The sequence below is a fragment of the Rhodococcus sp. T2V genome (genome assembly GCF_029269925.1).
Lineage (GTDB): Bacteria > Actinomycetota > Actinomycetes > Mycobacteriales > Mycobacteriaceae > Rhodococcus_F > Rhodococcus_F koreensis.
In genome coordinates this window covers 151,417-176,836 of sequence record NZ_JARJBD010000010.1, presented here as the reverse complement: position 1 = coordinate 176,836, position 25,420 = coordinate 151,417, and the positions used below count along the sequence as shown (strand labels likewise).

Here is a 25,420-nt window from a genome sequence, read left to right as displayed (position 1 = left end):
ACTCCGCTCCCCACGCTGACTGCCAGGTGTCTCACGACCATGCTGACAGCCAGCGTGCAACAACCAAAAAGGCGCACGGGGAGGGTTATCCACAACTTCGCGGTTATCCACAGGCAGAGTGGATAACCGCGTTTTTGTCGGCATCGGAGTCGGACGCGCATCGCACGATGCGCCGTATGACCGACATCGATCTCCACGACTTTCAACGCCTCGTCGACACCCAGTTCGGGCTCGTCACGCAGTCCCAACTCGAACCCTTCGGCTTCACGCGCGGCCGGGTTCGGCATCTTCTGGACTCGGGGCAGTGGCGCCGTGTCCTCCAGGGCGTCTATGCCGTCACCAACGGCCCGCTGACCCGGGAGATGATCCTGTCGGCGGCACTGCTCTACGGTGGCGGCCATTCGATGCTCAGCCACATCACCGCCGCGGAGGAATGGGGGATGGTTCCCGTCCGCGACGGCGAACCGATACACATCACGGTGCCGTACGGGAAGTCGTCGCGGTGCCAGAGCGCAACCGGCATGCGTCGGTCGCGTAAGCCGGGCAATCCGATCGCATTGTCCTCGCCTTTGCATCCCGGTGTCGTCGTGCACCGGTCGCGGGCGCACGACTACATTGCCGTCGACACGGACCAGCCTCGGACGGCAAGGGCGGATACGGTGTTGGATGTGGCGATCGCCGAGCCCACGGCACGGGACGCTTACACCCGGCTCGTCGCGCTCGTGACCGATGCCCGGATCCCTCTGCGCGACATTCGACGACGTATGGAGGAGCGGCGGCCGCGCCGCTACCGCAAGGCGCTCACGGACGCGGTACGACTGCTCGCCGACGGAGTGCAGTCGGTGCTCGAGTACCGCTATGCCACCGACGTCGAGGACGCGCACGGGCTCCCACGGGCGCGGCGGCAGTCACCCGTGGTCGTGGACGGCCGCACCCTATTCGAGGACTGCGACTACTCCGATCACGGTGTGCCGCTCATCGTGCGACTCGACGGTCGCCGCGCGCACGCGATGGCGGAGGTGGCGTTCCGGGACCGCCGACGCGACAACGCGGCGGAACTGCAGGGGAAGCCGCGACTCATCTACGGGTTCGACGAGGTGACGAAAAATCCGTGCGTCGTGGCCCAGGAAGTGGAGACCGTGCTGGTGCGGGAGGGATGGAGCAGGCCCGGCGACAACCCCTGCCGGGCCTGTGAGTGGTCAAGGAGTGCAGAGACTCCTTAACCACTCACGGGCGCGGAGCGCCTACTTCCACCACGGGCGCAGGGGGACGTGCGCCTCTCCCTTCGGCCCGAGCTTGACGGCGAGGACCTGGTGCAGCTGAACGACGTTGCGTTCGAAGCCGAGTCGCGACCCGGCCATGTAGAGGCCCCACACGCGGGCGGTGCCTTCCCCGACCTCTTCGACGCAGGCGTCCCAATTGTCGACCAGGTTCTGGCACCATCCGGCGAGGGTGAGTGCGTAGTGTTCGCGCAGGTTCTCCTCGTGCCGCACCTCGAGTCCGACATTCTGGATCTCGGAGATGATGCGTCCGGAGCCGGTGAGTTCGCCGTCGGGGAACACGTACCGGTCGATGAATCCGCCTGCGCGGGCCTGACTCTGGTTGTCGGGCCGGGTGATGCAGTGGTTCAGCAGCCGGCCGCCTTCGCGGAGTTTGCTCTGCAGCAGTCCGAAGTACGACGGGTAGTTGCCGACGCCGATGTGCTCGGTCAGACCGATGGAGGAGATGGCGTCGAATCCGGTTTCGGGGACGTCGCGGTAGTCGGAGAACCGGACTTCGGCGAGGTCGGACAGCCCCTCTTCGGCGATGGCCTTCTGTGCCCATTCGGCCTGTTCGCGGGACAGGGTGACGCCGATGACCTTGACGCCGCGGCGTGCGGCGAACCGGACCATCGATCCCCAGCCGCAACCGATGTCGAGCAGGCGGTCGCCGGGCTGGAGGCCGAGCTTCTCGAAGACGAGGCGGTACTTGTTTTCCTGTGCCTCTTCGAGGGTCTGCTCGGCGTTCTCGTAACACGCGCACGTGTACGTCATGGACGGCCCGAGGACGTACTCGTAGAAGGTGTTCGAGACGTCGTAGTGGTGGTGGATGACCTCGGCGTCGCGGGACTTGGAGTGCCGCAGTCCTTCCGCGACCCGGCGCCACCGCGGGAGATGCTCCTGCGGGGGAGGGGCGATGGGGCGCAGCAGATCCCAGCCGAGCGAGCGGGTGATGGCGGCGAGCGTGAGCGCGGACGGGCGACGGAAGTGCAGTTCGTCGCCCATGACGCGGAGGATCTCGTACGGGTCGCCGGGGTGGACGCCGCGGGCCTCGAGGTCGCCGGACACGTAGGCCCGGGCCATGCCGAGGTCGCCGGGGGCGGTCGCCAGGTAGGTGGTGCCCCGAGTCGTCTTGAGGTGGAGTCCGTAGGGGGCGTCCTCCGGGCCTGCGACGCTGCCGTCGTAGGCGGAGAACCGCAGGGGGAGCATGCCGTCGGACAGAGTTTCGAGAATCTCTGCGATGGTCAGCTTGTGGTCTTGCGAGCGTGAAGCTTTCAGGGTTGTCATCGACGTTGCACCGCCTTGGAGAAAAGGTCCAGTAATCGTGATTTGGGGTCGTAGCGTTTTTTCAGTTCCGTGTATCGATCGCCGCCGTAGTAGAGGCGTTCGAAGTCTTCTCGTGAATAGTACGAATCGGAGTAGAGGGACTTGTGCCCGTCGAAGTCGCTGACCTTGTCTTCGATCAGCCGATTCGCCGCCCCCTCGGGCCGGCCCGGGACGATGGGTACCGAGGACCAGAAGCCGATGTTCACGTACGTGCGTTTCGGTTCGAGGGGGTACAGGGGCCAGGGGCGTTGCGACGACGCGCCTGCGGGGGCGGGTTCGCGCAACCGCAACGGGCACAGCCACAGCGGCTCGATGGGGATCTCGTCGAGGAACCAGCGGACGAAGTCCGCGGTGCGCTCGATGGGCACTTCGACGTCCTGCACGACGCGTTCCCGTGGCGGGTTGCCCTTGCGCTTCTCGAGTCGGTCGCCGATGTCGTACTTGTGGTCGAGGGCGATGAGTTTCCAGTAGAAGCTGCTGCGGAGGAGCCTCTTCGGCCACAGCCGGCGGACGGTGGGGTTCTGGGCGCCGAAGGCGCGTGAGCACCAGAACCAGTCGGTGTCCCAGCGCCACAGATAGTCTCGGATGGTGAGTTTGTCCGTTTTCGGGTGGTTCACGGAACTGTGCTGGATGGACCGGTAGAAGATGTTCCGGCCGGTGTAGTCGCTGACGGGGCCGCCCTCGTCGGTCTGATGGCCCAGCGTGAGGTAACTCTCGGACTCGGTGAAGACGACGCCGTCCAGGTAGTCGACGGGGATGCCGTCGTGGACGCGCTCGGTGACGATGCGATCCATCGCCGACTGCAGTTCGTCCAGCGAGTCGAAACGCAGATGCCGCAGTGCCACATACCGTTTGACGGGCTCGAGCTGGATGCGCAGACGCGTCGAGTAGCCGAGTGTTCCGTAGGAGTTGGGGAACCCCCAGAACAGGTCGGAGTTCTCGCCTTCCGGTGTCGCGGTGACGATGTCGCCGTTGCCGGTCAGGACGTCGATCTCGAGGACCGATTCGTGGGGGAGCCCGCTGCGGAACGACGTCGACTCGATGCCGAGGCCGGTGACCGCGCCGCCGAGGGTGATGGTCTTGAGCTGCGGAACCACCAGCGGCGCCAGCCCATACGGCAGGGTGGCGTCCACCAGGTCCTCGTAGGTGCACATTCCGGCGACATCCGCGGTCCGGGCCTGCGGGTCGACGGCGATGACGCCGTCGAGGCCGGAGACGTCGAGGCCGGGTGCGCTGGTCTGCGCCCGGGCCCGGAACAGATTGGACGTCTTCTTCGCGAGCCGCACGGTGGCGTCCGTGGGAATCGCACGGTAGGACGCGAGGAGGCGTTGGACGCCGGCGCGATGGGCGTCGATTCCCGTGACGGGCAGAGTGCGATGCGCACGGAAGGGGCGTCCACCCTCCCGCATGCTTTTCAGTAGTTCAACCGAAGAGGCAGCCACACCTTGACGCTATCCCTCTCCGAGGGTTCAAGCCACGCATATCGGCGCGCGCGACCCAAGATTCACACAAATGTCTCATCAATGTGCGGGTCGCGACCATGCCGAAGTGAGCTACCTCACAATAGATTGCCACGTCATCGCCCGGACTCGCGAACGGAAGGCAGGATGGGAGGAGGAAGCAGTTTCGTACAAATCGTACAAGAGGAGTCAGAACAGTGGGCCAGGTCAGCGCGAGCAGTTCGATCACCGTCGCAGCCACACCGGAGAAGGCGCTCGCGGCTTTGACGGACTACGAGACGGTGCGTCCGCGCATCCTCTCGGAGCAGTACCTGGACTACCGCGTCCTCGAGGGCGGGCAGGGCGGCGGCACCGTCGCGCAGTGGACGCTGAAGGCCACCGAGAAGCGGTCCCGCGACATCAAGGCGACGGTCACCGTGTCGGGCAACACGATCACCGAGACGGACGCGAACTCGTCGCTCGTCACCACCTGGGTCGTCGCCCCGAGCGGCAGCGGGTCGACGGTCACCACGACCACCGAGTGGAAGGGTGCGGGCGGCATCGGCGGCTTCTTCGAGAAGACGTTCGCCCCGCTGGGTCTGAAGAAGATCCAGGGGCAGGTGCTGGCGAACCTCGAGCGCGAACTCGGCTGACCCGGTCCCGTTCGCTCCGGCGCCGTCGACGGGATTCGCACGACGGCGTCGGTGCCGGACCGCGCTGACGGTCACGGTCTACGCTGGCAGGGGAAACAGCAGAAAGGACCACGTCAGTGCAACCAGGTGGACAACCCGACATGTCGCAGCTCCTCGCGCAGGCGCAGCAGATGCAGCAGCAGCTGATGGCCGCGCAGCAGGAGATGGCCGAGGCCGAGGTCACCGGGCAGGCCGGTGGCGGACTCGTGACCGCGACGGTCAAGGGGACAGGCGAAGTGGTCGGTCTGAAGATCGATCCGAAGGTCGTCGATCCCGACGACGTGGAGACTCTGCAGGACCTCGTGATCGGTGCGATCGAGGACGCGTCGAGCAAGGCGCAGGAGATCGCGGCGCAGAAGCTCGGTCCGCTCGCGGGTGGATTCGGTGGGGGCGGCCTGCCGGGCCTCCCCGGTTTCTAGAGGCGCGGCGTGTACGAAGGTCCGGTTCAGGATCTGATCGACGAGCTGGGCAAGCTGCCCGGCGTCGGGCCGAAGAGCGCGCAGCGCATCGCGTTCCACCTGCTCAGCGTCGAGCCGCCGGAGATCGACCGGCTCAAGAACGCACTGCAGCGGGTGCGTGACGGCGTCCAGTTCTGCGTGGTGTGCGGCACGGTGTCCGACAAGGAGCACTGCCGCATCTGCGCCGATCCGCGCCGCGACCGCACGGTGATCTGTGTGGTCGAGGAGCCGAAGGACGTCCAGGCCGTGGAGCGCACCCGCGAGTTCAAGGGCCGCTATCACGTTCTGGGTGGCGCGCTGGATCCGCTGTCCGGGGTGGGCCCCGACCAGCTGCGGATCCGGGAGTTGCTCGCGCGCATCGGTAATCAGGAGGACGGCGTCGACGTCTCCGAGGTGATCATCGCGACCGACCCCAACACCGAGGGCGAGGCCACCGCGACGTATCTGGTGCGGATGCTGCGGGACTTCCCCGGGCTCACGGTCAGCCGGCTCGCGTCGGGTCTGCCGATGGGCGGCGACCTCGAGTTCGCCGACGAGCTCACGCTGGGCCGGGCGTTGTCGGGGAGGCGCACGCTGTGACGTCGGATCCGGGCACCGCGGCGCCGGTGAAGCGGACGGCCGAACAGTCGCGGTCGCTGATCGTCGACGCTGCGGGCCGGGCGTTCGCGACGCGTCCGTACCGGGAGATCACGCTCAAGGACATCGCCGAGGACGCGGGGGTCAGCGCACCGCTGATCATCAAGTACTTCGGGTCGAAGGAGCAGCTGTTCGACGCCCTCGTCGACTTCCGTGCCGCCGCGGAGCTGCTGTTCAGCGGTCCGCTGGACGGCCTCGGTGAGCGGATGGTGTCGATGTTCGCGCGGCCGCTCGAGCCGTACAAGCCGTTGTCGCTGAACATCCTGTTCATGAGCGGGCCGAGCGAGGAGGGCAGCCGGAAGCTGCGGGCCAACTATTCGACGCAGATGATCGACACGCTGGCGGAACGTCTGCCCGGGCCGGATGGCCGGCTGCGCGCGGAACTGGTGATGTCGATGCTGACGGGTCTCGCCGTCATGCGCCGCAAGATGATGCAGGAGCATGCGACGGGCACGCCGGACGAGGTGGTGGCGCAGTACGCCCCGCTGGTGCAGGAGTTGCTCGACGGCTGAGGGCGGATTGTCCGGCTTGCGGGGTAAATGGTTGTTCACCTAATGTGGTGAACAATCATTTACCAGCTGCGCGAGGGGTGACATTTGACGATCTCGTTGCCGCGCCCGCTCTCGGCGCTCGCGGATCACCCGGGCGCGCAACCCGCATCGGCCAACGGATCGCGTTACCTCTTCCCGATTCTCGCGTTCGCGGGCGTGTTCCAGGCCGTCTTGCAGACCGTCATGGTGCCGCTCCTGCCCAGCATGCCGACGTTCACCGGCGCGAGTCAGACGTCGGTGTCCTGGCTGATCACCACCACCCTTCTGGTCGGCGCGGTCGTCACCCCGATCTTCGGCAGGCTCGCCGACATGTTCGGCAAGAAGCGGATGCTTCTCGTCGCATTCGCGTTCATGACGATCGGCGCGTTGATCTGCGCCGTGACGTCCGACATCGCCTTCCTGATCTTCGCCCGGGGACTGCAGGGGGCGGGCGCCGCCGTGATCCCGGTCGGAATCTCGATCCTCCGCGACGAACTGCCGCGTGAGAAGGTCCACGGCGCCATTGCCATGATGAGTTCGACCCTCGGGATCGGCACCGCGCTCGGACTGCCGTTCGCGGCGGCCGTCGCCGAGTACTCCAACTGGCACGTGCTCTTCTGGGTCGTCGCGGGAATCGGGCTCGCGGTCACCGTGGCCGCGATGCTGTTCATCCGCGAGTCCGAGGTGCGGTCGGGCGGGCGGTTCGACGGGGTCGGCGCCGTCGGCCTCACCGCCGCGCTCGTCTGCCTGCTCGTTCCGATCACCCAGGGCAGCTCGTGGGGCTGGGGAAGTCCCGCGGTGCTCGGCATGTTCGGGTCCGCGGTGTTCCTGTTCGCGCTGTGGGGATATCAGCAGCTACGCAACCGGAACCCGCTCGTGGACCTGCGGGTGTCGGCGCGACGGTCGGTGCTGCTGCCCCACGTCACGGCGCTGCTCGTCGGCTTCGCGTTCTACGGAAACGCCCTCATCACCACGCAACTGCTTCAAGCGCCCCGCGGCGATGCCGGCTACGGCCTGACCATCCTCCAGGCCGCGGTGTGCCAGCTCCCGACGAGCCTGTCGATGATCGTCTTCGCGCAGGTCGGCGCCCGGGTGTCCGAGCGCTACGGGTCCAAGGCGACGATCCTGTCGGGCGCGATCTGCCTCGTCCTCGGCTACGCACTGCACACCGTGCCGAACAAGGAGTTGTGGCTGGTGATCGCGGCTCTCGGGGTCGCGGCCATCGGCACGGCGCTGGTGTACAGCACGCTGCCGATGCTGATCGTCCGGGCCGTGCCGGCCACGCAGATGGCGGCGGCCAACGGCGTCAACGTGTTGCTGCGGACGATGGGCACGACCATGTGCAGTGCGGTCGTCGCGACGGTCCTGGCGGCGAGCATGGTGGGCGGGGTCGCCTCCGCCGCCGGATTCTCGATCGCCTACGGGGTGTGCGCCGTGCTCGCGGTCCTGGTGTTCGCGGTGTCCCTGATCCTGCCCGGGCACGATCGGACGAAGAAAAGTCCGGTGGAACCCCTTGTGACGTAGATCACTCGCGTGTATCGTCAGTGATGCGGATCGAGGAATTGTACCTGTGAGCAGAGAAAACTCGAGAAGCAGAGATCCGGCCGAGAATGCAGAAGCATTCCCGGCCGAACCCCTGTCTGGGGTCTTTACTCCTCCATCGATTCCGCGATCTCCTTGATGGCGGCCAAACGACGGTCCCACTCGGCCCCGATCCGCTCCAGCGTCCGCGCCGTCTTGTTCAGTTCGGCGCCCAGCGCGCGGTAGCGGATCTCGCGGCCCACCTTCACCGACTCGACCAGCCCGCACGCCTGTAGCGCGGTCAGGTGCTTCGCGATGGCCTGCCGCGACACCGGAAGTCGCGTGGCCAGCGACGACGCCGACTGGTCTGATCGCCCCAGTTCGGTCAGGATCTCCCAGCGGGTCTCGTCGGACAGCGCCGCGAATACCGAGGCCAGTTCGGCATACGTGCCCACCGTCATGCCTTCACGCCGTGCAGGTACGCGACCAGTTCGTCGAGTTCGGCGTGCCAGCCCTTGATGTTGGCCTCGCGGGCCCGCTTCTGGTCGGCGACGTCGCGGTCGAGGTCGTCGAATCCGGTTTCGACAACGGTCAGTTCGGTGCCTGCGGCGTGCTCGGACAGCGTGAACCGCACCAGGGTCGAGTTGCCGATCACCGGGTCGGTGTCGACGTCGGCGGCCCAGCGGAAGCCGAACGCGTTCGGTTCGTCGACCTCCGTGACGACGGCGCGGGCGGTGCCGTGCTCGTCCCACGTGAAGGCGGCCTCGCCGCCGACGCTGAGATCGAGCGACGTGCGCTGTCCGAACCACTGACTGATCTTGTCGGGATCCGTGATCGCCGCCCACACCGCCGCTCTCGGGGCGTTCACGACAACGGTCCGGGTGATGCTGCTCGATGCGTCCATGACGGCCACCTTCCTCGTGGGTTGTTCTGCAACTCCATGGTTGCACACGCCCTCTCCTTGTGCAACTGCCAGGTTGCACTGATACGTGAGTGGCAAAGCGTCGCCGGGGACGCTTTGCCACTCACCTGGGTTATGCACAGCCTGTGGATAAACGGGTCTGCGGGACCGATCCGTGTCGGAGCGGGCCGACACCGTTTCCGGCATGGAACACGACTCTTGGCAAGCACTTCTCGACGCCCAGGACGGCGTCGTCACCACGGCACAGCTACGGGCGCACGGCGTCAGTGCCACCGCACTCCGGCACCGGGTGGTCACCGGGCAATGGTTGAGGGTGTTTCCCCGGGTAATCGCGGTGACCAACGGCCCGCTCACGCGCCCGATGGCCCTCTCCGCCGCGCTTCTCTACGGCGGCGGGCGCGCGATCCTCAGCCACCGGACCGCGGCCGAGGAGTGGGGGATGCTCCGCATCGACGACCCGTCCGCTCCCGTCCACATCACCGTGCCCTACAAATGCTCGGCGGTGAACCAGGGGCCGACGGTACGCGCACCGGGCGGTCCACGCCCGACCTCCGCCGGCAACGCCCTCGTGCACGGTGGCGTCGTGGTCCATCGGTCCCGGGCGTTCGGGCACATCGCCGTCCCGTTCCGTCAACCCCGAACGTCGAAGGCCGACACGGTGTTCGACCTCGCTGTGTCCGAGGCAACCCCGAAGGAAGCGGCCGCGCGATTGATCGAAGCTGCCACCAACGGCAAGGTCCACGTCGACGCCCTCCGCCGGAAACTCGAGCTGCGGCGCCCGTACCGGCACGCGACGGACATCGCCGACGCCGTGACGCTGCTCGGCGACGGTGTCCAATCCGTCCTCGAGCATCGGTACGCGCTCGACGTCGAGAGGTCGCACGGACTGCCGACGGGGAAACGCCAGATGCCGCACGTCGTGGACGGCCGGATTCTGTACGAGGACGTCGACTACAGCCCGACGGGTGTCCCGCTGATCGTCCGGCTCGACGGGCAGCAGTATCACAGTGGGCAGCAGTCGCGCTTCCGTGACCGTCGGCGTGACAATGCCGCGGAACTCGCGGACCGTCCGCGGTTGGTCTACGGGTGGGACGAGACGACCCGCGACCCGTGCGGGGTGTTCGAGGAGGTGCGCCGGGTGCTGGTCCGTGAGGGCTGGGCCGACACGACGCACCGCTGTCCCGCCTGCCCACGTGAGTGAAAAAGCGTGTCCAGGGACGCTTTCCCACTCACCTGCCCACGTGAGTGAAAAAGCGTGCGGGACCACGCTTTGGCGCTCACCTAGACGCGCAGGCGCTCCCGGCGCAGCTGCTCGACCTCGGGCAGGTCGAGGGGCGCGAGTTCGTCGACGCCCAGCGCCCGCTTCAGTAGCAGGTCGGCGAGTTCGGGGTTGCGGGCGAGCGCGGGTCCGTGCATGTACGTGCCGATCACGGAACCCTGCACGACGCCTTCGAGCCCGTCCCCGACGCCGTTGCCGACGCCGTGCGTGACCCGGGCGAGGCCGCGGGCTCCGGAGCCGAGTGTGGTTCCGCCGCGGTGGTTTTCGAACCCCGTGAGCGGCTGCGTCAACCCGTCCATCTGCGGTGTCGTGATCACTTCACCGATGGACCGCGTCGCCTGCGGGGACGTGGTGACGTCGAGCATCGACACACCGTCGACGCGTTCGCCGCTCGACGTCTCGTACCAGTTGCCGAGCACCTGGATGGCGGCACAGATCGCCAGGACGGGGGCTCCGCGTTCGGCGGCCTTCTGCAGTCCGGGGTGTTTGGCGAGGTGCCGGGTGGCGAGGCGCTGCGCCGAGTCCTCGGCGCCGCCGAGCGTGTACACGTCGAGGGACTCCGGGACCGGGTCGTTCAGTGTGATCTCGACGATCTCCGCGTCGTAGCCGCGCATCCGCAGCCGCTGCCGGAGGATCAGGGCGTTGCCGCCGTCGCCGTAGGTGCCCATCACGTCGGGCAGCACCAGTCCGATGCGGACGGTCGAGTCAGGCATTGCGCGCCTCCTTCGCGATGGCGGTGTTGAGGTCGCGGAACGCGGTGTAGTTGGCGAGCACCTCGACGCGTCCGGGCGGGCAGGACGCGATGGCCCGCAACGGGTTCGGGTCGAGGGTGTGCTCGACTCCGGCGTACGTGAGGCGGACGGCCAGGTCGGTGCCGCGTTCGCCGGCCGCCACCACCTTGACGCCCTCGAAGTGCTCGAACCGCACGTCCCACAGCCAGGACAGGTCCTCGCCGTCGGGGACCTGCCCGTTCACGGCGATCACGAGGCCGTCGACGGTGGGGTCGATCATCGACAGCGCTTCCTGCCAGCCGGCGGGGTTCTTGGCGAGCAGCATGTGCACGGAGTGCGAACCGACCTCGACGGTGCTGTAGCGACCGGCGACCTCCTGCACGGTGGCCGCGGCGGCGACCGCGTCCTCCGCCTTCGCACCCATCGCGACGGCCGCCGCGACGGCCTGCGCGGCGTTGCCACGGTTGGCGCGCCCGGGCAGGGCGAGCGTCATCGGGATCTTCAGGCCGTCGGGCCCGTACAGGTTTTCGTCGTCCAGCCACCAGTCGGGGGTGGGGCGCGCGAAGTCGGAGCCGGTGCTGCGCCAGTGCGAGCCCTCCCAGACGATGGGTTCGCCGGTGCGCGGACAGCTGGCGGCGTCGCTGGCCCAGCCGCCGCCCGCGGCGACCCAGACGACGTTCTTCGCGTCGTAGGCGACCGAGGTGACGAGGACGTCGTCGCAGTTGGCGATCACGACGGACTCCGGGTGCGCGGCGACGCAGGCGCGGAGTTTGCGTTCGATCATGTTGATCTCGCCGACGCGGTCGAGCTGGTCGCGGCTGAGGTTGAGCAGAACGAGGGCTTCGGGGTTCACGGCGTCGCTGACGTGCGGGACGTGCAGTTCGTCGACCTCGAGGGCGGCGAGGGGCGCGTGGACGCGGGTGCTGAGCGCCGCGACGATGCCGGCGTCCATGTTGGCGCCGTCCGCCTGCGTCGCGACCTCACCGAGCGTGGAGAGCGCCGCCGCGGTCATCCGGGTGGTCGTGGACTTGCCGTTGGTGCCGGTGATCACCGCGGTGCGCCGGTGGGCGCCGAGCTGTTCCATCAGGGTCGGGTCGATCTTGAGGGCGATCAGGCCGCCGATCATCGAGCCCTTGCCGCGCCCCGCCTTCTGCGACGCCCACGAGGCCGCGGCCGCTGCGCGCAGGGCGACCTTGCCGCGCGTCGTGATCCTAGTTCCAGTACTCACTCCGCGAGTTTTGCACAGGCTCCGGTCAGACGCCGACTCGCGCGGGCGCACGTGAGTGCGAAAGTGTGCCCGGACGCACTGTGGCGCTCACCTGGGTGGCGGCGGCCCCGGCGATGACGACGGCCCCGCCGATCAGCGACAGGACGCTCGGCTCCTCGTGCAGCACCAGCCAGGACGCCCCGATCCCGACGATCGGGACCAGCAGCGAGAACGGCGCGACCGTCCCCGCGGGGTAGCGGCTGAGCAGCGCCGTCCACAGACCGGAGCCCGCGACCGTGCCGAGGATCACGATGTAGGCGAGGCCCGCGAGCGCCAGGGGGCCGGTGCCGTGCAGCGAGGACGTCAGGGAGTCCCAGCCGGCCGACGGGCCCTCCACCCCGAGCGACAGCGCCAGCATCGGCAGCGGCGGGATGACGCACATCCACAGCATCAGACGCATCGGCTGGTCCGACGCGGCCTTGCGGTTGCCGATGTTGCCCAGCGCCCACGACAGTCCCGCGAGCAGGGTCAGGGCCACCGGCAGCAGCGCGGCGTGCTGGGCGCGGTCCCAGCCGATGAGGGTCATCCCGGCCATCGCGACGAGCAGCCCGCCCACCTGCGTCGGCCGCAGCCGCTCCCGCAGCAGGATTGCGCCGAGGACCACCGTGAACGGCGCCGAGGACTGCAGCACCAGCGACGCCAGCCCGGTCGGCATCCCGACGTGCATGGCCCAGAACAGGAAGGCGAACTGGCCGACGCCGAATCCGAGGCCGTACACGAGCAGCCATTTCAGCGGGACCTGCGGACGGGGAACGAACAGGATCACCGGGATCGCGATGACGAAGAATCGCAGGGCCGCGAAGAAGAACGGCGGGAAGTGGTCGAGGCCTGCGCGGATGGCGAGAAAGTTGAGCCCCCACAGGACGACGACGGTGAGTCCGAGCAGCCGGTCGCGGGAGGTCATGCCTTCCATCGTGAGGGCGGGAAACAATCAGGACAAGCGCATAAAAGTGCACCATCGATGTAGTTTTGCTACATGGATGCGACCCGGCTGCGTGTGCTCCGCGAGCTCGCGGACCGCGGGACGGTGGCAGCGACCGCACAGGCGTTGTCGATGACGCCGTCGGCGGTGTCCCAGCAGCTCAAGATCCTCTCGCGGGAGGCCGGGGTGACGCTGCTCGAACCGGCGGGCCGCCGGCTGCGGCTCACCGATGCCGGTCAGGCCCTCGTCGTCCGCGCCGACGACGTCGTGGCCGCCCTGGACCGCGCGGCGGCGGAGATGAGCGCCTACCGCGGTTCGCCGCGCGGCCGGGTGCGGGTGGCGCTGTTCCCGTCCGGGGCCGCGCTGCTGCTGCCCGGACTGCTGGACGCGCTCGCCGGCAGCGGGGTGGACGTGCAGGCGCGGGACGAGGACCTGCCCGCGGCCGCGGTGCCCGCCCTGCTCGCCGATTACGACGTGGTGCTGACCCACCGCGACGAGCGGGCCCCGGACACGTCTTCGCCGCGGGTGACGGCCGAGCCGCTGATGCGCGAGCCCATCGACCTCATCCTGCCGCCCGGCCATCCGCTCGCCGGACAGGACGCGGTCCGCCCGGATCAGCTGGCGGACGAGCGGTGGATCAGTGTGCGCGGCGGATTTCCCGTCGACGACGTGCTGATGTCGGTGGCCGCCGCGACCGGTGTGCAGCCGCACGTGGCGATGCGCATCAACGACTTCCGGGTCATCGAGGAACTCGTCGCCGGCGGTCACGGCGTGGCCCTGCTGGCCCGGCACGCGGTGACCAGCCGCGCGGTGGTCCAGCTTCCCCTGGCCGGGGTGCGCGCCGCCCGCATCTACGAACTGGCGCGCAGACCCGCAGCCGACGACGTTCCCGCCGTCGCCACCGTGCTGCAGGCGTTCCGGGACGTCGCGGCCCGGATCGCGGAGTGAAGGGACGGGAAACGGAAGAAGGCCCGCCGGGCAGGCGGGCCTTCATCGGGGCGGGTGCTCAGCTGCTCAGCGCCTTCGCCTTCAGCGTGTCGTATTCCTCCTGTGTGATGGTGCCCGCGTCGAGGAGTGCCTTCGCGTCCGCGATCTGCTCGGCCGAGGACTTGCCCGCGACGGAACGGATGTAGCTGTCCTGCGCCTGCTTCGCCTCCTGCGCGGCCGCCATCGACCGCTCGGCCATGCTCTTGCTCCGGGTGATGAGGTACACGAGCGCGGTCAGCAGCGGGACGAAGAACAGGAAGACGATCCAGATCGCCTTCACCCAGCCCGATGTCTTATGGTCGCGGAACAGGTCGGTGATGATGGAGAACAACAGGATCAGGTAGGCCACGAAGCCGAAGGTGACGATGATCACCCAGAGAAAGTCCCAGAAAGAGTCCATAGCAGCGCTCCATTCACAGTCGAATTCACTCTGCGCTGACTATCGCACCGGGTCGGGGCGTCCGCGTCATCCGAAACAGGTGAAATGCGGGCCGACCTGACGCCACGCCCGCGAACGCCGAACGGCCGCGACACCGGTAGGTGCCGCGGCCGTTCGGGTGGGGATTACTTGCCGGCTTCGACCGCCCGGCGCATGCCGCGCTCGACCGCACCGATGATGTACGGACGCAGCTCCACGGCGGGGATGACGGCGTCGACGGAGCCGACCCGCTGTGCCCGCTGGATGTTGTGCACGGCCTCGAACTCGGCCGCGACCTCACCGAGCTTCTCGTTGCGCACCGCGGCCTGCTGGGCCGCCAGCTCCACCCGCAGGTGAGCCTGCTGGGCGTCGGTCTGGGCGCCCGCCAGGTTGGCCTCGAGCTCCCGGATCGACGGGTCCGCCGCCACCCGCGAGTTGACCTCACGGGTGAACACGACGGCCGCGGCGGGGGCACCACCGAGGACCGAGGCGAACGAGCCCTCGACCGCCAGCACCTCCATGTTGTCGTTCAGTGCTCCGGAGAACACCACGAACGCGCCACCGTGGTAGCGGGAGACGACGCAGAACACGATCGGGCCGTCGAAATTGACGATGGCGCGGCCGATCTCGGCGCCGTACTCGAGCTGGATGTGCCGCAGCGAGTCCGGGGAACCGTCGAATCCGGACAGGTTGGCCAGCACCACGAGCGGCCGGCTGCCGCTGGCGGCGTTGATCGCGCGGGCCGTCTTCTTCGACGACTGCGGGAACAGCGTGCCCGCGGTCCACTGGTCGGGACCGTTGGCCGGCGACCATCCCTTACGGGCGATGGCCCGCGACTCGATGCCGATGACGCTCACCGGGTATCCGCCGAGGTGCGCGTCGAACACGACGGACGTGTCGGCGTCCGCCATGTCGGCCCACCGCTCCAGCACCGTGTGGTCCTGGTCGACGAGTGAACGCATCACCGTGCGAATGTCGAACGGCTTCTTGCGTTCCGGGTTCGTCTCCGCGGAGAAGATGTCGCCGACCGTGGTGAAGTCGCTGGACGGGTGGATGTGCGGGAAGGACCGCACGTCGCGCCCAATCGGGTCGCTGGTCTGCGCCCGACGCGGGAAGCGTTCTCCGGCAACGACGTACGCGTGGTCGTAGTGCGCGAACAGGATCTCGCACGCGGCGGGCAGGTTCGGCGCCCAGTACTGCGCCTCACCGTTGGGGCCCATCACGCGGTCGTAACCACCGATGCCGAAGTTGTCCTCGGCCGAGACGCCACCCGAGTAGTCGAGCGAGTTCTTGCCGGTGAGCACCATGGCGCTGTCGGGCGTCATGACGAGAATGCCCTTGGTGTGCATCAGCATCGTGGCTTCGGCGTTCCAGTACGGCTGCGCACCGACGTTGATGCCGGCCACGATCACGTTGACCTCGCCACCGTCCTGCGTGAACGTGATGAGGCGACGCAGGCCGCGGGAGACCCAGTCCATGTTCTCGGTGCCGCTGTCCATGGAGATCGTCGCGCCGGACGACAGCGCGAACCACTCGACGGGGACACCCAGCTTCTCGGCCAGGTCGACACCGGCGACGAGGCGGGCGCACTCGGCTTCCGCAACGGTACCCAGTGCCTTCGTCGGGTCACCGAACAGCGCGACGCGGGTCATGCCCTCGGGGTGCCGGTCGGTGCGGGCCGTGACCAGACCGACGACGAGGCCGGCCTTGTTCTGGCCGTACGGACGCTCGACGGGCACCAGCTGGCCCGACTCGTCCAGGTCGTGCTCGACGAAGCTGCCGTCGCGGCCGGTGAGCAGCGGGATCAGCTCGTACGGGTAGACGGTGCCGCGGGCACGGGAGCTGCGGACCTTCTGCGTGTACGCGTCGAGCGGCTGCAGCGGCTCGGTCGGCGGTTCGGTGACCTTGACGACCACACCGGCGCCGGTGCGGTAGGAGAAGCGCAGAGCCTTCTCCCGCGACTCCGTGCCGGGCTCGCCCTGGAGGCGGGCGATGACGGTGATCTCCTCGAGGCCGGCGCCCGCGGTGAGCGGTGCCGCGACCCGGGCGAACGCCTCGAGGTCCTCGACGGGGACGTCGATCTTCGGCCACACGTACAGCACGACGCGGTTGGCGTCGAGCTTGCGCTTGCTGCCGCGCGTGGCCTGCGCCCGGCGGATGCCGTCGAGGCACGACTGCAGCACGCGTTCCGCGGCGGGAACACCGATGACCTGTCCGTCCTCGTTGCGGACCGGCGTGATGTCGCGGACCTCGGCGAGCGCGATGAGGCGTTCGTCGGTGGGGTTGTCGCGCGAGACCAGGTTGAACAGGAACGTCTCGGCGGCCGCGGGGAGGCGGGTGCCGTCGAAGTTCTTCAGACGCCACAGGTCGAGTCGCTGGCCGGTGAGCGGGTGCATGTCCCGGATCAGCTTCTCCTCCGCGAGGACGCCTGCGTCCGGGCGGTAGGTGAACTTGCGGACGTCGACGTCGGTTCCGCCGAAGACGGACACCGTGACGCGGCGGCAGGTCGCGGCCAGCGGCAGCGCCGTCAGTGCCTTCCGCAGGTCCTCGGACATGGTGTCCGGGTCGGCGGGCGGCGCAGTCCACGACAGGTAGAGGTCGAGGACGAGGTTCTCGGGGTTCTCCGAGGCGACGGCACCGATCTCGTCGAGCGCGCCGGGCAGTTCGGCGTACTCGCCGACGGCGGAGACCAGGTTCAGGCGCTCGCCGAGCAGGTCGAAGTTGCCGGTGACGAAACGGCGTCCGTTGCGTTCGAAGGCGGTGACGTCCTCGAGCGTGCGGATGTCGTAGTAGCGCCGGGTGACGACCTCGAGCAGCGGGCCGACGGTCGTGCTCTTGCGTGCGATCCGCTGTCCGAGGAGTTCGGTCAGCGACTGCGGGGTGGCGACCAGGGCCTCGAGGCGTTCCTGGTAGTCCGCCGCGTCGGGGTTCTCGGCGAGGTATTCGAGGCTGCCGCGGACACCGTCGTACACCTGCTCGCGGGCCTTGCGGATCTGCGGCTCGTCGAAGAACCGGAACCGCACGTTGCGGGCGACGTTGCCGATCACCGGGTAACGGACCTGGGTGGCGGTGATGAGCCGGTCCAGGACCTCGCCGAGTCCGCTGGGTGCGCGGCCGGGAGCGTTGCCGTCGTTCAGCCACCGGTCGAGCAGGGCGGCGATGACGGGAACCTGGTTGTCCATGCGCTGCTGCGCGAGGAACAGGCGGTAGACCGCCTCCTCCAGCTCGCCATTGCGCTCGAGGTCGGTGACGTCGTAGTGACGCAGCGCCCGAGACAGCCGGGTCGTGAACGACTCCGGCAGACCCTCGAGTTCGACGTCGAGGGTGTGGAGGTAGGTGTGGAAGTGCTCGCGCGGGCTGTGGACGCGCTCGTCAGCGTCCTCCTCGGCTGCGGTGGGACGGTTACGTCCGATCTCGCAGATGTCGGCGAACGTGTTCAGGAGGGCGAGTTCCGCCTGCACCAGATCCGCGTCGCCCGCGATTTCGGCGCGAAGCTTCTCGTAGCCGGCGAGGAGCACGCCTGCCCGCTTCGCGCTGACGTCGTAACCGGTGAGCAGGGCGCCGAGGGCGTCGATCTGCTCGAGGGCGTCGGTGCGGACGTCGCCCTTCGAGGCGGGGACGGCGACCGCGAATTCGACGCGCGGCGACTTCGGAGCGGCGGACTCCTCCGCGGTCTCCTCGACGCGCAGCAGTGCGGTGCCGGCGTCGACCTGGGAGTTGACCATCGCGAGGACTTCGCGGACCCGGCCTGCGACGGGCGCACGGACGGCCGTCTCCATCTTCATGCTCTCGAGGACGACCAGCGTGTCGCCGACCTCGACCTCGTCGCCGACGGACACGGGCACCGCGACCACGACTGCGGGGGCGGGTGCGCGGACGACGCCGGCCTCGTCCTGGCTGATCTGGTGGCTGATGCCGTCGACCTCGACGAGGTACTGGGCGCGGCCGGCGACCGACACCACGTGGTGGCGGCGGGTGCCGACGACGAGGCGGCTCTCGAATTCGCTGAGCCGATCGACCTCGACCTCGACGTCGGGGCTGTCGCCGTCGACGCGGTAGCTGTGGGCGCCGACCTGCGTGACGGTGAGGCCGTAGGCCTGACCCTGGTAGCTGAGCTCCACCTTGCGGCCGATGGCGTGACCGGCGCGGGGGCGTCCACCGCGAGCGGAGGACAGGAACGCCTCCCGCTCGAGCTTCTCCTCGGCGTCGTAGACGTCGATGGCGGCGGCGATCAGTGCGACGTCGGCCACCTTGGTGGGCGTCGTGACGCTACCGACGCCGGTGCGGTCGAGCCAGCCGGTGTCCGCGGATGCGGAGATGACCTCTTCGCGGTCGAGCAGTTCGAGGAGGAACGACTTCGTGGTGGTGCCGCCCTGCAGGACGACGGTGGTCTCGCGCAGTGCGGTGCGCAGCCGCGCGAGGGCCTCGGAGCGGTCGCGTCCCCAGGCGATGACCTTGGCGACCATCGAGTCGTAGTCGGGCGGGATGACGTCGCCCTGGGCGATGCCGGTGTCGACGCGGAGACCGGAGCCGAGCGGGAACTTGAGCAACTGCACGGCGCCGGGTGCGGGAGCGAAGCCGTTGGCGGCGTCCTCCGCGTTGAGGCGGGCCTCGACGGCGTGACCGAACTCGGACGGGCAGTCGCCGACCAGGGGCTCGCCGTTCGCGACGAGGATCTGCAGCTTCACCAGGTCGATGCCGGTGGTGGCCTCGGTGATGGGGTGCTCTACCTGCAGGCGGGTGTTGACCTCGAGGAAGGTGAAGGACTTCTGCTCGGGCTGGTACAGGTACTCCACCGTGGCGGCGCCGTGGTAACCGGCAGCGCGCACGAGGTCGGCGGAGACGCTGCGCAGGTTCTTCGACTGCTCGTCGGTGAGGAGCGGGGAGCTGGACTCCTCGATCACTTTCTGGTTCTTGCGCTGGATGGAGCAGTCGCGGACGCCGGGAGCCCAGACGTTGCCGTGCTTGTCGGCGATGACCTGGACCTCGACGTGGCGGGCGTCGGTGACGAGCCGCTCGATGAACACGACGGGGTCGCCGAAGGAACGCTGGGCCTCACCCTGGGTGCGTTCGAGCGCGAGTTCGAGTTCGTCTTCCGACCACACCTTGCGGATACCGCGGCCACCACCACCGGAGCGGGCCTTGATGATGAGCGGGTAGCCGATGGCCTGGGCGTGACGGCGGGCGTCGGCGCGGGTGGCGACGGGGCCACCGCTCCACGGCGCGACCGGGACCTCCACCTTCTCGGCGAGGAGCTTGGCCTCGACCTTGTCTCCGAGCAGGCGCATCGATTCGGCGGGCGGGCCGATGAACGTGATGCCGAGCTGGTCGCAGACCTCCACGAACGCGGGATCCTCGGCGACGAAGCCCCAGCCGACCCACACGGCGTCGGCCTTGCTCTCGCGCAGCGCGCGGGCGAGCTCGGTGTGGTCGAGGTAGGCGGTGCCGGTCTTGACTGTGCGCAAGCACACACCTTCGTCGGCCTGCCGGACGAACATCGCGCGACGTTCCGCCTCGGTGTGCAGGGCGATCGTGCGGATGCCGTAGTTGTGCTCGGCGTTCAGTTCGCGCACGGCACGAATCAGGCGGACGGCCGCCTCGCCGCGGTTCACTATCGCTATTCGCTTGAACATCTGTTATCGCTCCGTTTCCGTAAAACTCATTGATCCGCAGAGTGTTTCGATGGCCAAGGCCATGTCCCGCCGAGGACTGGGTGCCGCCTTCGCGGACACGTGCACCCCTGCACAACCCGCTTGACTACCTCCAGGGGCGCCCCGAACGCGATCGCCGGACCTGCGTCGTTGCAGGGCCGATGCTCGGGGAATGCGAGCATAACGTCGAAAATATGTACCCGCGCGTAACTTCTGCGGGGCCCCGATCGGCTTGTCAAGTCTTCAAGGACTTGCGTGTCGACCCTACGAGAGAGTAAGAAGGCCGGAATTCCGTCCAACTGGGCGTCCTTCGGCGAGTTGTCTGCAACCCGTTGTCACAGAGTCGGATTCGTCCGATTTTTCGAGATGTTCTCGCAGACGGGAACTTTCACACGGAAGTTACTGAGGGTTCACCTTCGGTTCGACGGCGACGGGTTCGGTCGCATGCGCCACCGCGCCCCGCAGGCCCACATGCGCCTCGCGGTGCATCCGGTCGACCATGTGCGGATAGTGCAGTTCGAACGCCGGCCGCTCGGAGCGGATGCGTGGCAACTCCGTGAAGTTGTGCCGCGGCGGCGGGCAGCTGGTCGCCCACTCGAGGGAGTTGCCGAAACCCCACGGGTCGTCCACCGTCACCACCTCGCCGTACCGGTAGCTCTTGAAGACGTTCCAGACGAACGGCACCGTCGACGCGCCGAGGACGAATGCGAACACCGTGGACACCGAGTTGAGGACGGTGAAGCCGTCCGAGGGCAGGTAGTCGGCGTAGCGGCGCGGCATCCCCTCCGCGCCGAGCCAGTGCTGGACGAGGAACGTGCCGTGGAACCCGGTGAACGTCGTCCAGAAGTGCCACTTGCCGAGGCGTTCGTCGAGCATGCGTCCGGTCATCTTCGGGAACCAGAAGTAGATGCCGGCGTAGGTGGCGAAGACGATCGTCCCGAACAGCACGTAGTGGAAGTGGGCGATGACGAAGTAGCTGTCCGTGACGTGGAAGTCCAGCGGCGGGCTCGCGAGGATGACGCCGGTGAGGCCGCCGAAGATGAACGTGATGAGGAAGCCGAGCGAGAACAGCATGGGGGTCTCGAACGTCAGCTGACCCTTCCACATGGTGCCGACCCAGTTGAAGATCTTCACCCCGGTGGGCACCGCGATCAGGAACGTCATGAACGAGAAGAACGGCAGCAGCACCGCGCCGGTCGCGTACATGTGGTGCGCCCACACGGCGATCGACAGGGCCGCGATCGCGATCGTCGCGTAGACGAGCCCGTTGTACCCGAACACCGGCTTGCGGCTGAACACCGGGAACACCTCCGTGACGATGCCGAAGAACGGCAGCGCCACGATGTACACCTCCGGGTGGCCGAAGAACCAGAACAGGTGCTGCCACAGCAGCACGCCGCCGGTCGCCGGGTCGTACAGGTTCCCGCCCAGGTGACGGTCGACGAACAGACCCATCAGCGCGGCCGTGAGGATCGGGAACGCGACCAGGATCAGGATGCTGGTGACGAAGATGTTCCACGTGAAGATCGGCATCCGGAACATCGTCATGCCCGGCGCCCGCAAGCAGATGACGGTGGTGATCATGTTGACCCCGCCGAGGATGGTGCCGAGGCCGGACAGCGCCAGCCCCATGATCCACAGGTCGGCGCCGACGCCCGGCGAATGCAGGGCGCTCGTCAGCGGCGAGTACGCCGTCCAGCCGAAGTCCGCGGCGCCGCCCGGGGTGACGAAGCCCGCGATCGCGATGGTCCCGCCGAACAGGAACGCCCAGTAACTGAATGCGTTGAGGCGGGGAAACGCGACGTCGGGAGCACCGATCTGCAGCGGCAGGATGTAGTTGGCGAACCCGAACACGATCGGCGTCGCGTACAGCAGCAGCATGATCGTGCCGTGCATCGTGAACAGCTGGTTGTACTGCTCGTTCGACAGGAACTGCAGACCCGGGACCGCGAGTTCGCCGCGGATCAGCAGGGCCATCAGACCGCCGGCCATGAAGAAGGCGAACGACGTGATCAGGTACAGAATCCCAAGGTCCTTGGGGTCCGTCGTCGTGATCATCTTGTAGAAGAAGCCGCCCTTGGGGCGGCGCCGGGCCGGATACGGACGGACCGGACGATGCTGTTGAAATGCCAGATTCACGACGCCCCCCGAAGGGTCCGAGGCGGTTCGGGTCCGGTGTGGACTCCGTTACCAGGGTAGTCACCCGGTGCCCGGAGAGCGCCATTTTCCGGGGGCCTGAAAACCGGGGGCCTGAAAACCGGGGGCCTGAAAATGAGCCGCCGCGGAAACGACGCTGCCGCAGGTGCGCGTGATGCGCGCCTGCGGCAGCGGTGGTGCGGAAGCGGTCAGTGCGCCCGGTTGACCGCCGAGACGACGGCGCGCAGCGACGCGGTGGTGATCGACGTCGCGATGCCGACACCCCAGACCACGGTGTTCCGACCGTCGGGGGCGGTCACCGCGCACTCGACGTACGCGGCCGCCTGGGCGTCGTCGCCCGCCGACATGGCGTGCTCCGAGTAGTCGAGGACGCGCACGTCGAAGTCGATCGTGGCGAGCGCGTCGACGAACGCGGCGAGCGGGCCGTTGCCCGAACCCGAGATCTCGTGCTCCTTGCCGTCGACCTTCACCGTCGCGGTGATGGAGTCGGTGCCGCCGTCCTCCTCGGCCGCGGTGACCTTCTGCTTCATCCGCTCGAGCGGCGTGATCGGAGCCAGGTACTCCTCGTGGAAGACGTCCCACATCTCCTTGGGCGACACCTCGCCGCCCTCGCCGTCGGTGATCCGCTGGACGGCCTGCGAGAACTCGATCTGCAGGCGACGGGGCAGCACCAGCCCGTGATCGGCCTTCATGATGTACGCGACGCCGCCCTTGCCGGACTGCGAGTTCACGCGGATCACGGCCTCGTACGTGCGGCCCACGTCCTTCGGGTCGATCGGCAGGTAGGGAACCGCCCACAGGATGTCGTCGACGTCCGCGTCCTGCGAGTCGGCGTCGAACTTCATGGCGTCGAGGCCCTTGTTGATCGCGTCCTGGTGGCTGCCGGAGAACGCGGTGTACACGAGGTCGCCGCCGTACGGGTGGCGCTCGTGAACGGGCAGCTGGTTGCAGTACTCGACGGTGCGGCGGATCTCGTCGATGTTCGAGAAGTCGATCTGCGGGTCGACGCCCCGGGTGAACATGTTGAGTCCGAGCGTGACCAGGCAGACGTTGCCGGTGCGCTCACCGTTACCGAACAGGCAGCCCTCGATGCGGTCGGCCCCGGCCTGGTAGCCCAGCTCGGCGGCGGCCACACCGGTGCCGCGGTCGTTGTGGGGGTGCAGCGACAGGATGACCGAGTCGCGGCGGGCCAGGTTGCGGTGCATCCACTCGATGGAGTCGGCGTACACGTTCGGCGTCGCCATCTCGACGGTGGCGGGCAGGTTCAGGATCACCGGGTTCTGCGGCGTCGGCTGCAGCACCTCGGTGACGGCGTCGCACACCTCCTTGGCGTACTCGAGTTCCGTGCCGGTGTACGACTCGGGGGAGTACTCCCAGCGCCACTGCGTGTCCGGGTACTTCTTCGCCTCTTCGAGGGCCAGGGTCGCCGCGTCCGTCGCGATCTTCTTGATCACCTCGCGGTCGGCCTTGAACACCACCCGGCGCTGCAGGACGGACGTCGAGTTGTAGAAGTGGACGATCACCTTGTTCGCGCCCTCACAGGCCTCGAACGTGCGCTTGATCAGCTCCGGCCGGGACTGCGTGAGCACCTGAATGGTGACGTCGTCCGGAATCGCGCCGTCTTCGATGATCTCGCGGACGAAGTCGAAGTCCGTCTGGCTCGCAGACGGGAAGCCGACCTCGATCTCCTTGTACCCCATCCGCACCAGCAGTTCGAACATGCGGCGCTTGCGGGCGGGGCTCATCGGGTCGATCAGCGCCTGGTTGCCGTCACGGAGATCGACGGCGCACCACTGCGGGGCGCGGTCGATGATCTTGTCGGGCCACGTGCGGTCCGGCAGCGACACCGGCTCCACTTCCTCGGAGAAGGAGCGGTAGCGGAACGTCGGCATCGACGAATTCTTCTGCGTGTTCCATTCCGGCTGATCGGAGGGAGCAGGCTTGGAAGGCGGCGTGATGGTGCGCGTTCCGGAGGTAAAGGCGTCAGCGGGGGACATGGGATTGATCTCCAGGTTCGATGTGGACTGTCGGGAGTCCAACGGCTGTGTCGACCGGCGCACGAGAAACCCCGCGACGGGAAGCCAGTCTGGATCAGACCCCGTCGCGGCAACCAAGGAGGAGTGCGCGCTGCATACTCAGCACTGTACTCCGGGCATCGTCGTTCGCGTGCCGGGGTTCGAAGTCCGAGTGAGGAGTGAGCGGTGGGCCGCAGCGCGACGGTGGTATCACCGCTGGTGGCCGCCGTTTTTGTGATGCTGCTGGTGTCGTGTTCCAGCGTCGTCGCGGGGGCGCCGAGCGTCGCCGGGACAGGTGAGCCGATCTACGGCCTGCCGGTCAGCGAGCACACCCGCGCGGAGTTGGCCGTCGCCGCCGCGGCCCGCGACCTCGCACCGTGCGGTCTGCTCGACCGAGATCTGATCGCCTCGTTCGGGCAGGTCACCGCGTACGGGCCCGTCGGCGACCTGTCGACCTGCCACGCCGAACTGGTGCCTGCCCGCGGCACACCCGCCAACCCCGTCTGGGTCGAGGTGACGGTGGGTGAACGCGAACCCACGGAGCGCACCGGTGCGGGGGAGGCGACGTCGGGAATCGAGGTGCGTCCCGCGGCCGGCGCACTCCCGGGCACGTGCACGCTCTACTTCTCGCTGCCGCCGGTCCCGGGCGCGGCAGGTTACGCGCCGGGGCGCTGGGGGCACGTGTCGTACCTCGACGGGGCAGGCGGGACGGGCGACTCCGCGGCGGGCGACGACTGCGCCGAGGCCCGCACTGTACTCGCGTCGGTCGTGGGCAGGCTGGGGTCCCCGGTGTCTTGGCCGTCGGATATTCCTCTCGCACAGCAGGATCCGTGCCGGGTGGTCGAGCAGCTGCCCAGACGGGGCGTCGAGACGTTCACCCCCGGCAGCCGCCCCTACGAATGCCTCCTGACACTCCGCGGCGGCGCCGAGGCGTCCGTGCAGCTGGCGCTGTCGCCGGAACCGTCGCAGGCCGGCGGACCCGAAACGGTCGAACTCGACGACAAGCCGTTCACCTACTTCCGGGACGCGATCGAATGCCACTACTACTTCTATCCGGGGTCCGTGTTCGACACGAACCTGCCGTCGAGCCCGGTGAGCGAACGCGACAAGATCGGCAACCGCCTGACGGCGTCCGTCGCGGCGTCCGCACCTAGCTGCGACGACGCGGAAACGCTGGTGCTCGCCGCGACCGAAGTGTTCGACTACTGAG

At 68.2% G+C, this 25,420-nt stretch carries 20 protein-coding genes; 9 read left to right on the top strand and 11 right to left on the bottom strand.

What is annotated here, in order from left to right; genetic code table 11:
- Positions 1-176 precede the first annotated feature (176 nt).
- A complete protein-coding gene (locus P3H15_RS11970; protein WP_276137420.1) occupies positions 177-1,223 on the top strand; it encodes a type IV toxin-antitoxin system AbiEi family antitoxin domain-containing protein in 1,047 nt (348 codons plus the stop codon).
- 21 nt (positions 1,224-1,244) lie between these two features.
- Here P3H15_RS11970 and P3H15_RS11965 read toward each other — a convergent pair whose 3' ends face one another.
- Both P3H15_RS11965 and P3H15_RS11960 read right to left on the bottom strand, forming a co-directional pair.
- Positions 1,245-2,546 carry a class I SAM-dependent methyltransferase gene (locus P3H15_RS11965; RefSeq protein WP_276137419.1) on the bottom strand — a complete coding sequence of 434 codons (1,302 nt, stop codon included), beginning with the start codon at positions 2,544-2,546 and terminating at the stop codon, positions 1,245-1,247.
- Complete coding sequence (locus tag P3H15_RS11960) at positions 2,543-3,994, bottom strand: FAD-binding oxidoreductase (protein ID WP_276137425.1); 1,452 nt, start codon at positions 3,992-3,994, stop codon at positions 2,543-2,545. Before P3H15_RS11960 ends, P3H15_RS11965 begins: the two co-directional genes overlap by 4 nt.
- 248 nt (positions 3,995-4,242) lie before the next feature.
- On the opposite strand from P3H15_RS11960, the gene P3H15_RS11955 reads away from it, so the two are divergent.
- The 5 genes from P3H15_RS11955 (at position 4,243) to P3H15_RS11935 (ending at position 7,864) form a co-directional block, all read left to right on the top strand.
- Positions 4,243-4,677: an SRPBCC family protein gene (locus P3H15_RS11955; RefSeq protein ID WP_276137418.1), complete on the top strand. Its 435-nt coding sequence runs from the start codon at positions 4,243-4,245 to the stop codon at positions 4,675-4,677.
- 140 nt (positions 4,678-4,817) lie between these two features.
- The gene (locus tag P3H15_RS11950) at positions 4,818-5,135 is read left to right on the top strand and encodes a YbaB/EbfC family nucleoid-associated protein (RefSeq protein ID WP_218028832.1); all 318 of its coding nucleotides are present in this window, start codon (positions 4,818-4,820) and stop codon (positions 5,133-5,135) included.
- A gap of 9 nt (positions 5,136-5,144) precedes the next feature.
- A complete protein-coding gene (gene recR / locus P3H15_RS11945) occupies positions 5,145-5,753 on the top strand; it encodes a recombination mediator RecR (protein ID WP_005248644.1) in 609 nt (202 codons plus the stop codon).
- A complete protein-coding gene (locus P3H15_RS11940; RefSeq protein WP_276137417.1) occupies positions 5,750-6,322 on the top strand; it encodes a TetR family transcriptional regulator in 573 nt (190 codons plus the stop codon). Before recR ends, P3H15_RS11940 begins: the two co-directional genes overlap by 4 nt.
- Positions 6,323-6,406: 84 nt before the next feature.
- Positions 6,407-7,864, top strand: coding sequence for an MFS transporter (locus tag P3H15_RS11935; RefSeq protein WP_276137416.1), 1,458 nt, complete (start codon positions 6,407-6,409; stop codon positions 7,862-7,864).
- A 125-nt stretch (positions 7,865-7,989) separates the two neighbouring features.
- Here P3H15_RS11935 and P3H15_RS11930 read toward each other — a convergent pair whose 3' ends face one another.
- Both P3H15_RS11930 and P3H15_RS11925 read right to left on the bottom strand, forming a co-directional pair.
- The gene (locus P3H15_RS11930) at positions 7,990-8,322 is read right to left on the bottom strand and encodes a helix-turn-helix transcriptional regulator (RefSeq protein ID WP_072938215.1); all 333 of its coding nucleotides are present in this window, start codon (positions 8,320-8,322) and stop codon (positions 7,990-7,992) included.
- On the bottom strand, positions 8,319-8,765 hold the full coding sequence (locus P3H15_RS11925) for an SRPBCC family protein (RefSeq protein ID WP_276137415.1): 447 nt from the start codon (positions 8,763-8,765) through the stop codon (positions 8,319-8,321). Before P3H15_RS11925 ends, P3H15_RS11930 begins: the two co-directional genes overlap by 4 nt.
- 202 nt (positions 8,766-8,967) lie before the next feature.
- Here P3H15_RS11925 and P3H15_RS11920 point away from each other — a divergent pair, with 202 nt between their 5' ends.
- The gene (locus tag P3H15_RS11920; RefSeq protein WP_276137414.1) at positions 8,968-9,984 is read left to right on the top strand and encodes a type IV toxin-antitoxin system AbiEi family antitoxin domain-containing protein; all 1,017 of its coding nucleotides are present in this window, start codon (positions 8,968-8,970) and stop codon (positions 9,982-9,984) included.
- An 80-nt stretch (positions 9,985-10,064) separates the two neighbouring features.
- Here the strand turns inward: P3H15_RS11920 and P3H15_RS11915 are convergent, their stop codons facing one another.
- The 3 genes from P3H15_RS11915 to P3H15_RS11905 are packed head-to-tail and all read right to left on the bottom strand — an operon-like array spanning position 10,065 to position 12,964.
- Complete coding sequence (locus P3H15_RS11915; RefSeq protein WP_276137413.1) at positions 10,065-10,775, bottom strand: type 1 glutamine amidotransferase; 711 nt, start codon at positions 10,773-10,775, stop codon at positions 10,065-10,067.
- Entirely contained in the window at positions 10,768-12,021 is a 1,254-nt protein-coding gene (locus P3H15_RS11910; RefSeq protein ID WP_276137412.1) for a MurT ligase domain-containing protein, read from the bottom strand. The genes P3H15_RS11915 and P3H15_RS11910 overlap by 8 nt, the downstream gene beginning before the upstream one ends.
- Before the next feature lie 25 nt (positions 12,022-12,046).
- Positions 12,047-12,964 (bottom strand): EamA family transporter, encoded by a 918-nt coding sequence (locus P3H15_RS11905; protein ID WP_276137411.1) that lies wholly within the window; start codon positions 12,962-12,964, stop codon positions 12,047-12,049.
- A 72-nt stretch (positions 12,965-13,036) separates the two neighbouring features.
- Between P3H15_RS11905 and P3H15_RS11900 the strand changes: the two genes are divergently transcribed.
- Positions 13,037-13,930 (top strand): LysR family transcriptional regulator, encoded by an 894-nt coding sequence (locus P3H15_RS11900; RefSeq protein ID WP_095862914.1) that lies wholly within the window; start codon positions 13,037-13,039, stop codon positions 13,928-13,930.
- 58 nt (positions 13,931-13,988) lie between these two features.
- Here P3H15_RS11900 and P3H15_RS11895 read toward each other — a convergent pair whose 3' ends face one another.
- The 4 genes from P3H15_RS11895 to leuA all read right to left on the bottom strand — a co-directional run bounded on the left by P3H15_RS11895 (position 13,989) and on the right by leuA (position 24,192).
- On the bottom strand, positions 13,989-14,369 hold the full coding sequence (locus P3H15_RS11895; RefSeq protein WP_276137410.1) for an SHOCT domain-containing protein: 381 nt from the start codon (positions 14,367-14,369) through the stop codon (positions 13,989-13,991).
- A 164-nt stretch (positions 14,370-14,533) separates the two neighbouring features.
- Entirely contained in the window at positions 14,534-20,020 is a 5,487-nt protein-coding gene (locus tag P3H15_RS11890; RefSeq protein WP_276137409.1) for a biotin carboxylase N-terminal domain-containing protein, read from the bottom strand.
- Positions 20,021-20,437: 417 nt separating this feature from the next.
- Positions 20,438-22,177 (bottom strand): cytochrome c oxidase subunit I, encoded by a 1,740-nt coding sequence (gene ctaD / locus P3H15_RS11885; protein ID WP_276137408.1) that lies wholly within the window; start codon positions 22,175-22,177, stop codon positions 20,438-20,440.
- Positions 22,178-22,383: 206 nt separating this feature from the next.
- Entirely contained in the window at positions 22,384-24,192 is a 1,809-nt protein-coding gene (gene leuA / locus P3H15_RS11880; protein WP_276137407.1) for a 2-isopropylmalate synthase, read from the bottom strand.
- 204 nt (positions 24,193-24,396) lie between these two features.
- On the opposite strand from leuA, the gene P3H15_RS11875 reads away from it, so the two are divergent.
- Complete coding sequence (locus P3H15_RS11875) at positions 24,397-25,419, top strand: hypothetical protein (protein WP_276137406.1); 1,023 nt, start codon at positions 24,397-24,399, stop codon at positions 25,417-25,419.
- Position 25,420 lies beyond the last annotated feature (1 nt).

What these genes read in the sequence shown, in the direction of transcription:
- P3H15_RS11970 (WP_276137420.1), top strand. Translation starts at nt 177, where the DNA reads ATGACCGACATCGATCTCCACGACTTTCAACGCCTCGTCGACACCCAG.
- P3H15_RS11965 (WP_276137419.1), bottom strand. Translation starts at nt 2,546, where the DNA reads ATGACAACCCTGAAAGCTTCACGCTCGCAAGACCACAAGCTGACCATC.
- P3H15_RS11960 (WP_276137425.1), bottom strand. Translation starts at nt 3,994, where the DNA reads ATGCGGGAGGGTGGACGCCCCTTCCGTGCGCATCGCACTCTGCCCGTC.
- P3H15_RS11950 (WP_218028832.1), top strand. Translation starts at nt 4,818, where the DNA reads ATGTCGCAGCTCCTCGCGCAGGCGCAGCAGATGCAGCAGCAGCTGATG.
- P3H15_RS11930 (WP_072938215.1), bottom strand. Translation starts at nt 8,322, where the DNA reads ATGACGGTGGGCACGTATGCCGAACTGGCCTCGGTATTCGCGGCGCTG.
- P3H15_RS11925 (WP_276137415.1), bottom strand. Translation starts at nt 8,765, where the DNA reads ATGGACGCATCGAGCAGCATCACCCGGACCGTTGTCGTGAACGCCCCG.
- P3H15_RS11920 (WP_276137414.1), top strand. Translation starts at nt 8,968, where the DNA reads ATGGAACACGACTCTTGGCAAGCACTTCTCGACGCCCAGGACGGCGTC.
- P3H15_RS11915 (WP_276137413.1), bottom strand. Translation starts at nt 10,775, where the DNA reads ATGCCTGACTCGACCGTCCGCATCGGACTGGTGCTGCCCGACGTGATG.
- P3H15_RS11905 (WP_276137411.1), bottom strand. Translation starts at nt 12,964, where the DNA reads ATGACCTCCCGCGACCGGCTGCTCGGACTCACCGTCGTCGTCCTGTGG.
- P3H15_RS11900 (WP_095862914.1), top strand. Translation starts at nt 13,037, where the DNA reads ATGGATGCGACCCGGCTGCGTGTGCTCCGCGAGCTCGCGGACCGCGGG.
- P3H15_RS11895 (WP_276137410.1), bottom strand. Translation starts at nt 14,369, where the DNA reads ATGGACTCTTTCTGGGACTTTCTCTGGGTGATCATCGTCACCTTCGGC.
- P3H15_RS11890 (WP_276137409.1), bottom strand. Translation starts at nt 20,020, where the DNA reads ATGTTCAAGCGAATAGCGATAGTGAACCGCGGCGAGGCGGCCGTCCGC.
- leuA (WP_276137407.1), bottom strand. Translation starts at nt 24,192, where the DNA reads ATGTCCCCCGCTGACGCCTTTACCTCCGGAACGCGCACCATCACGCCG.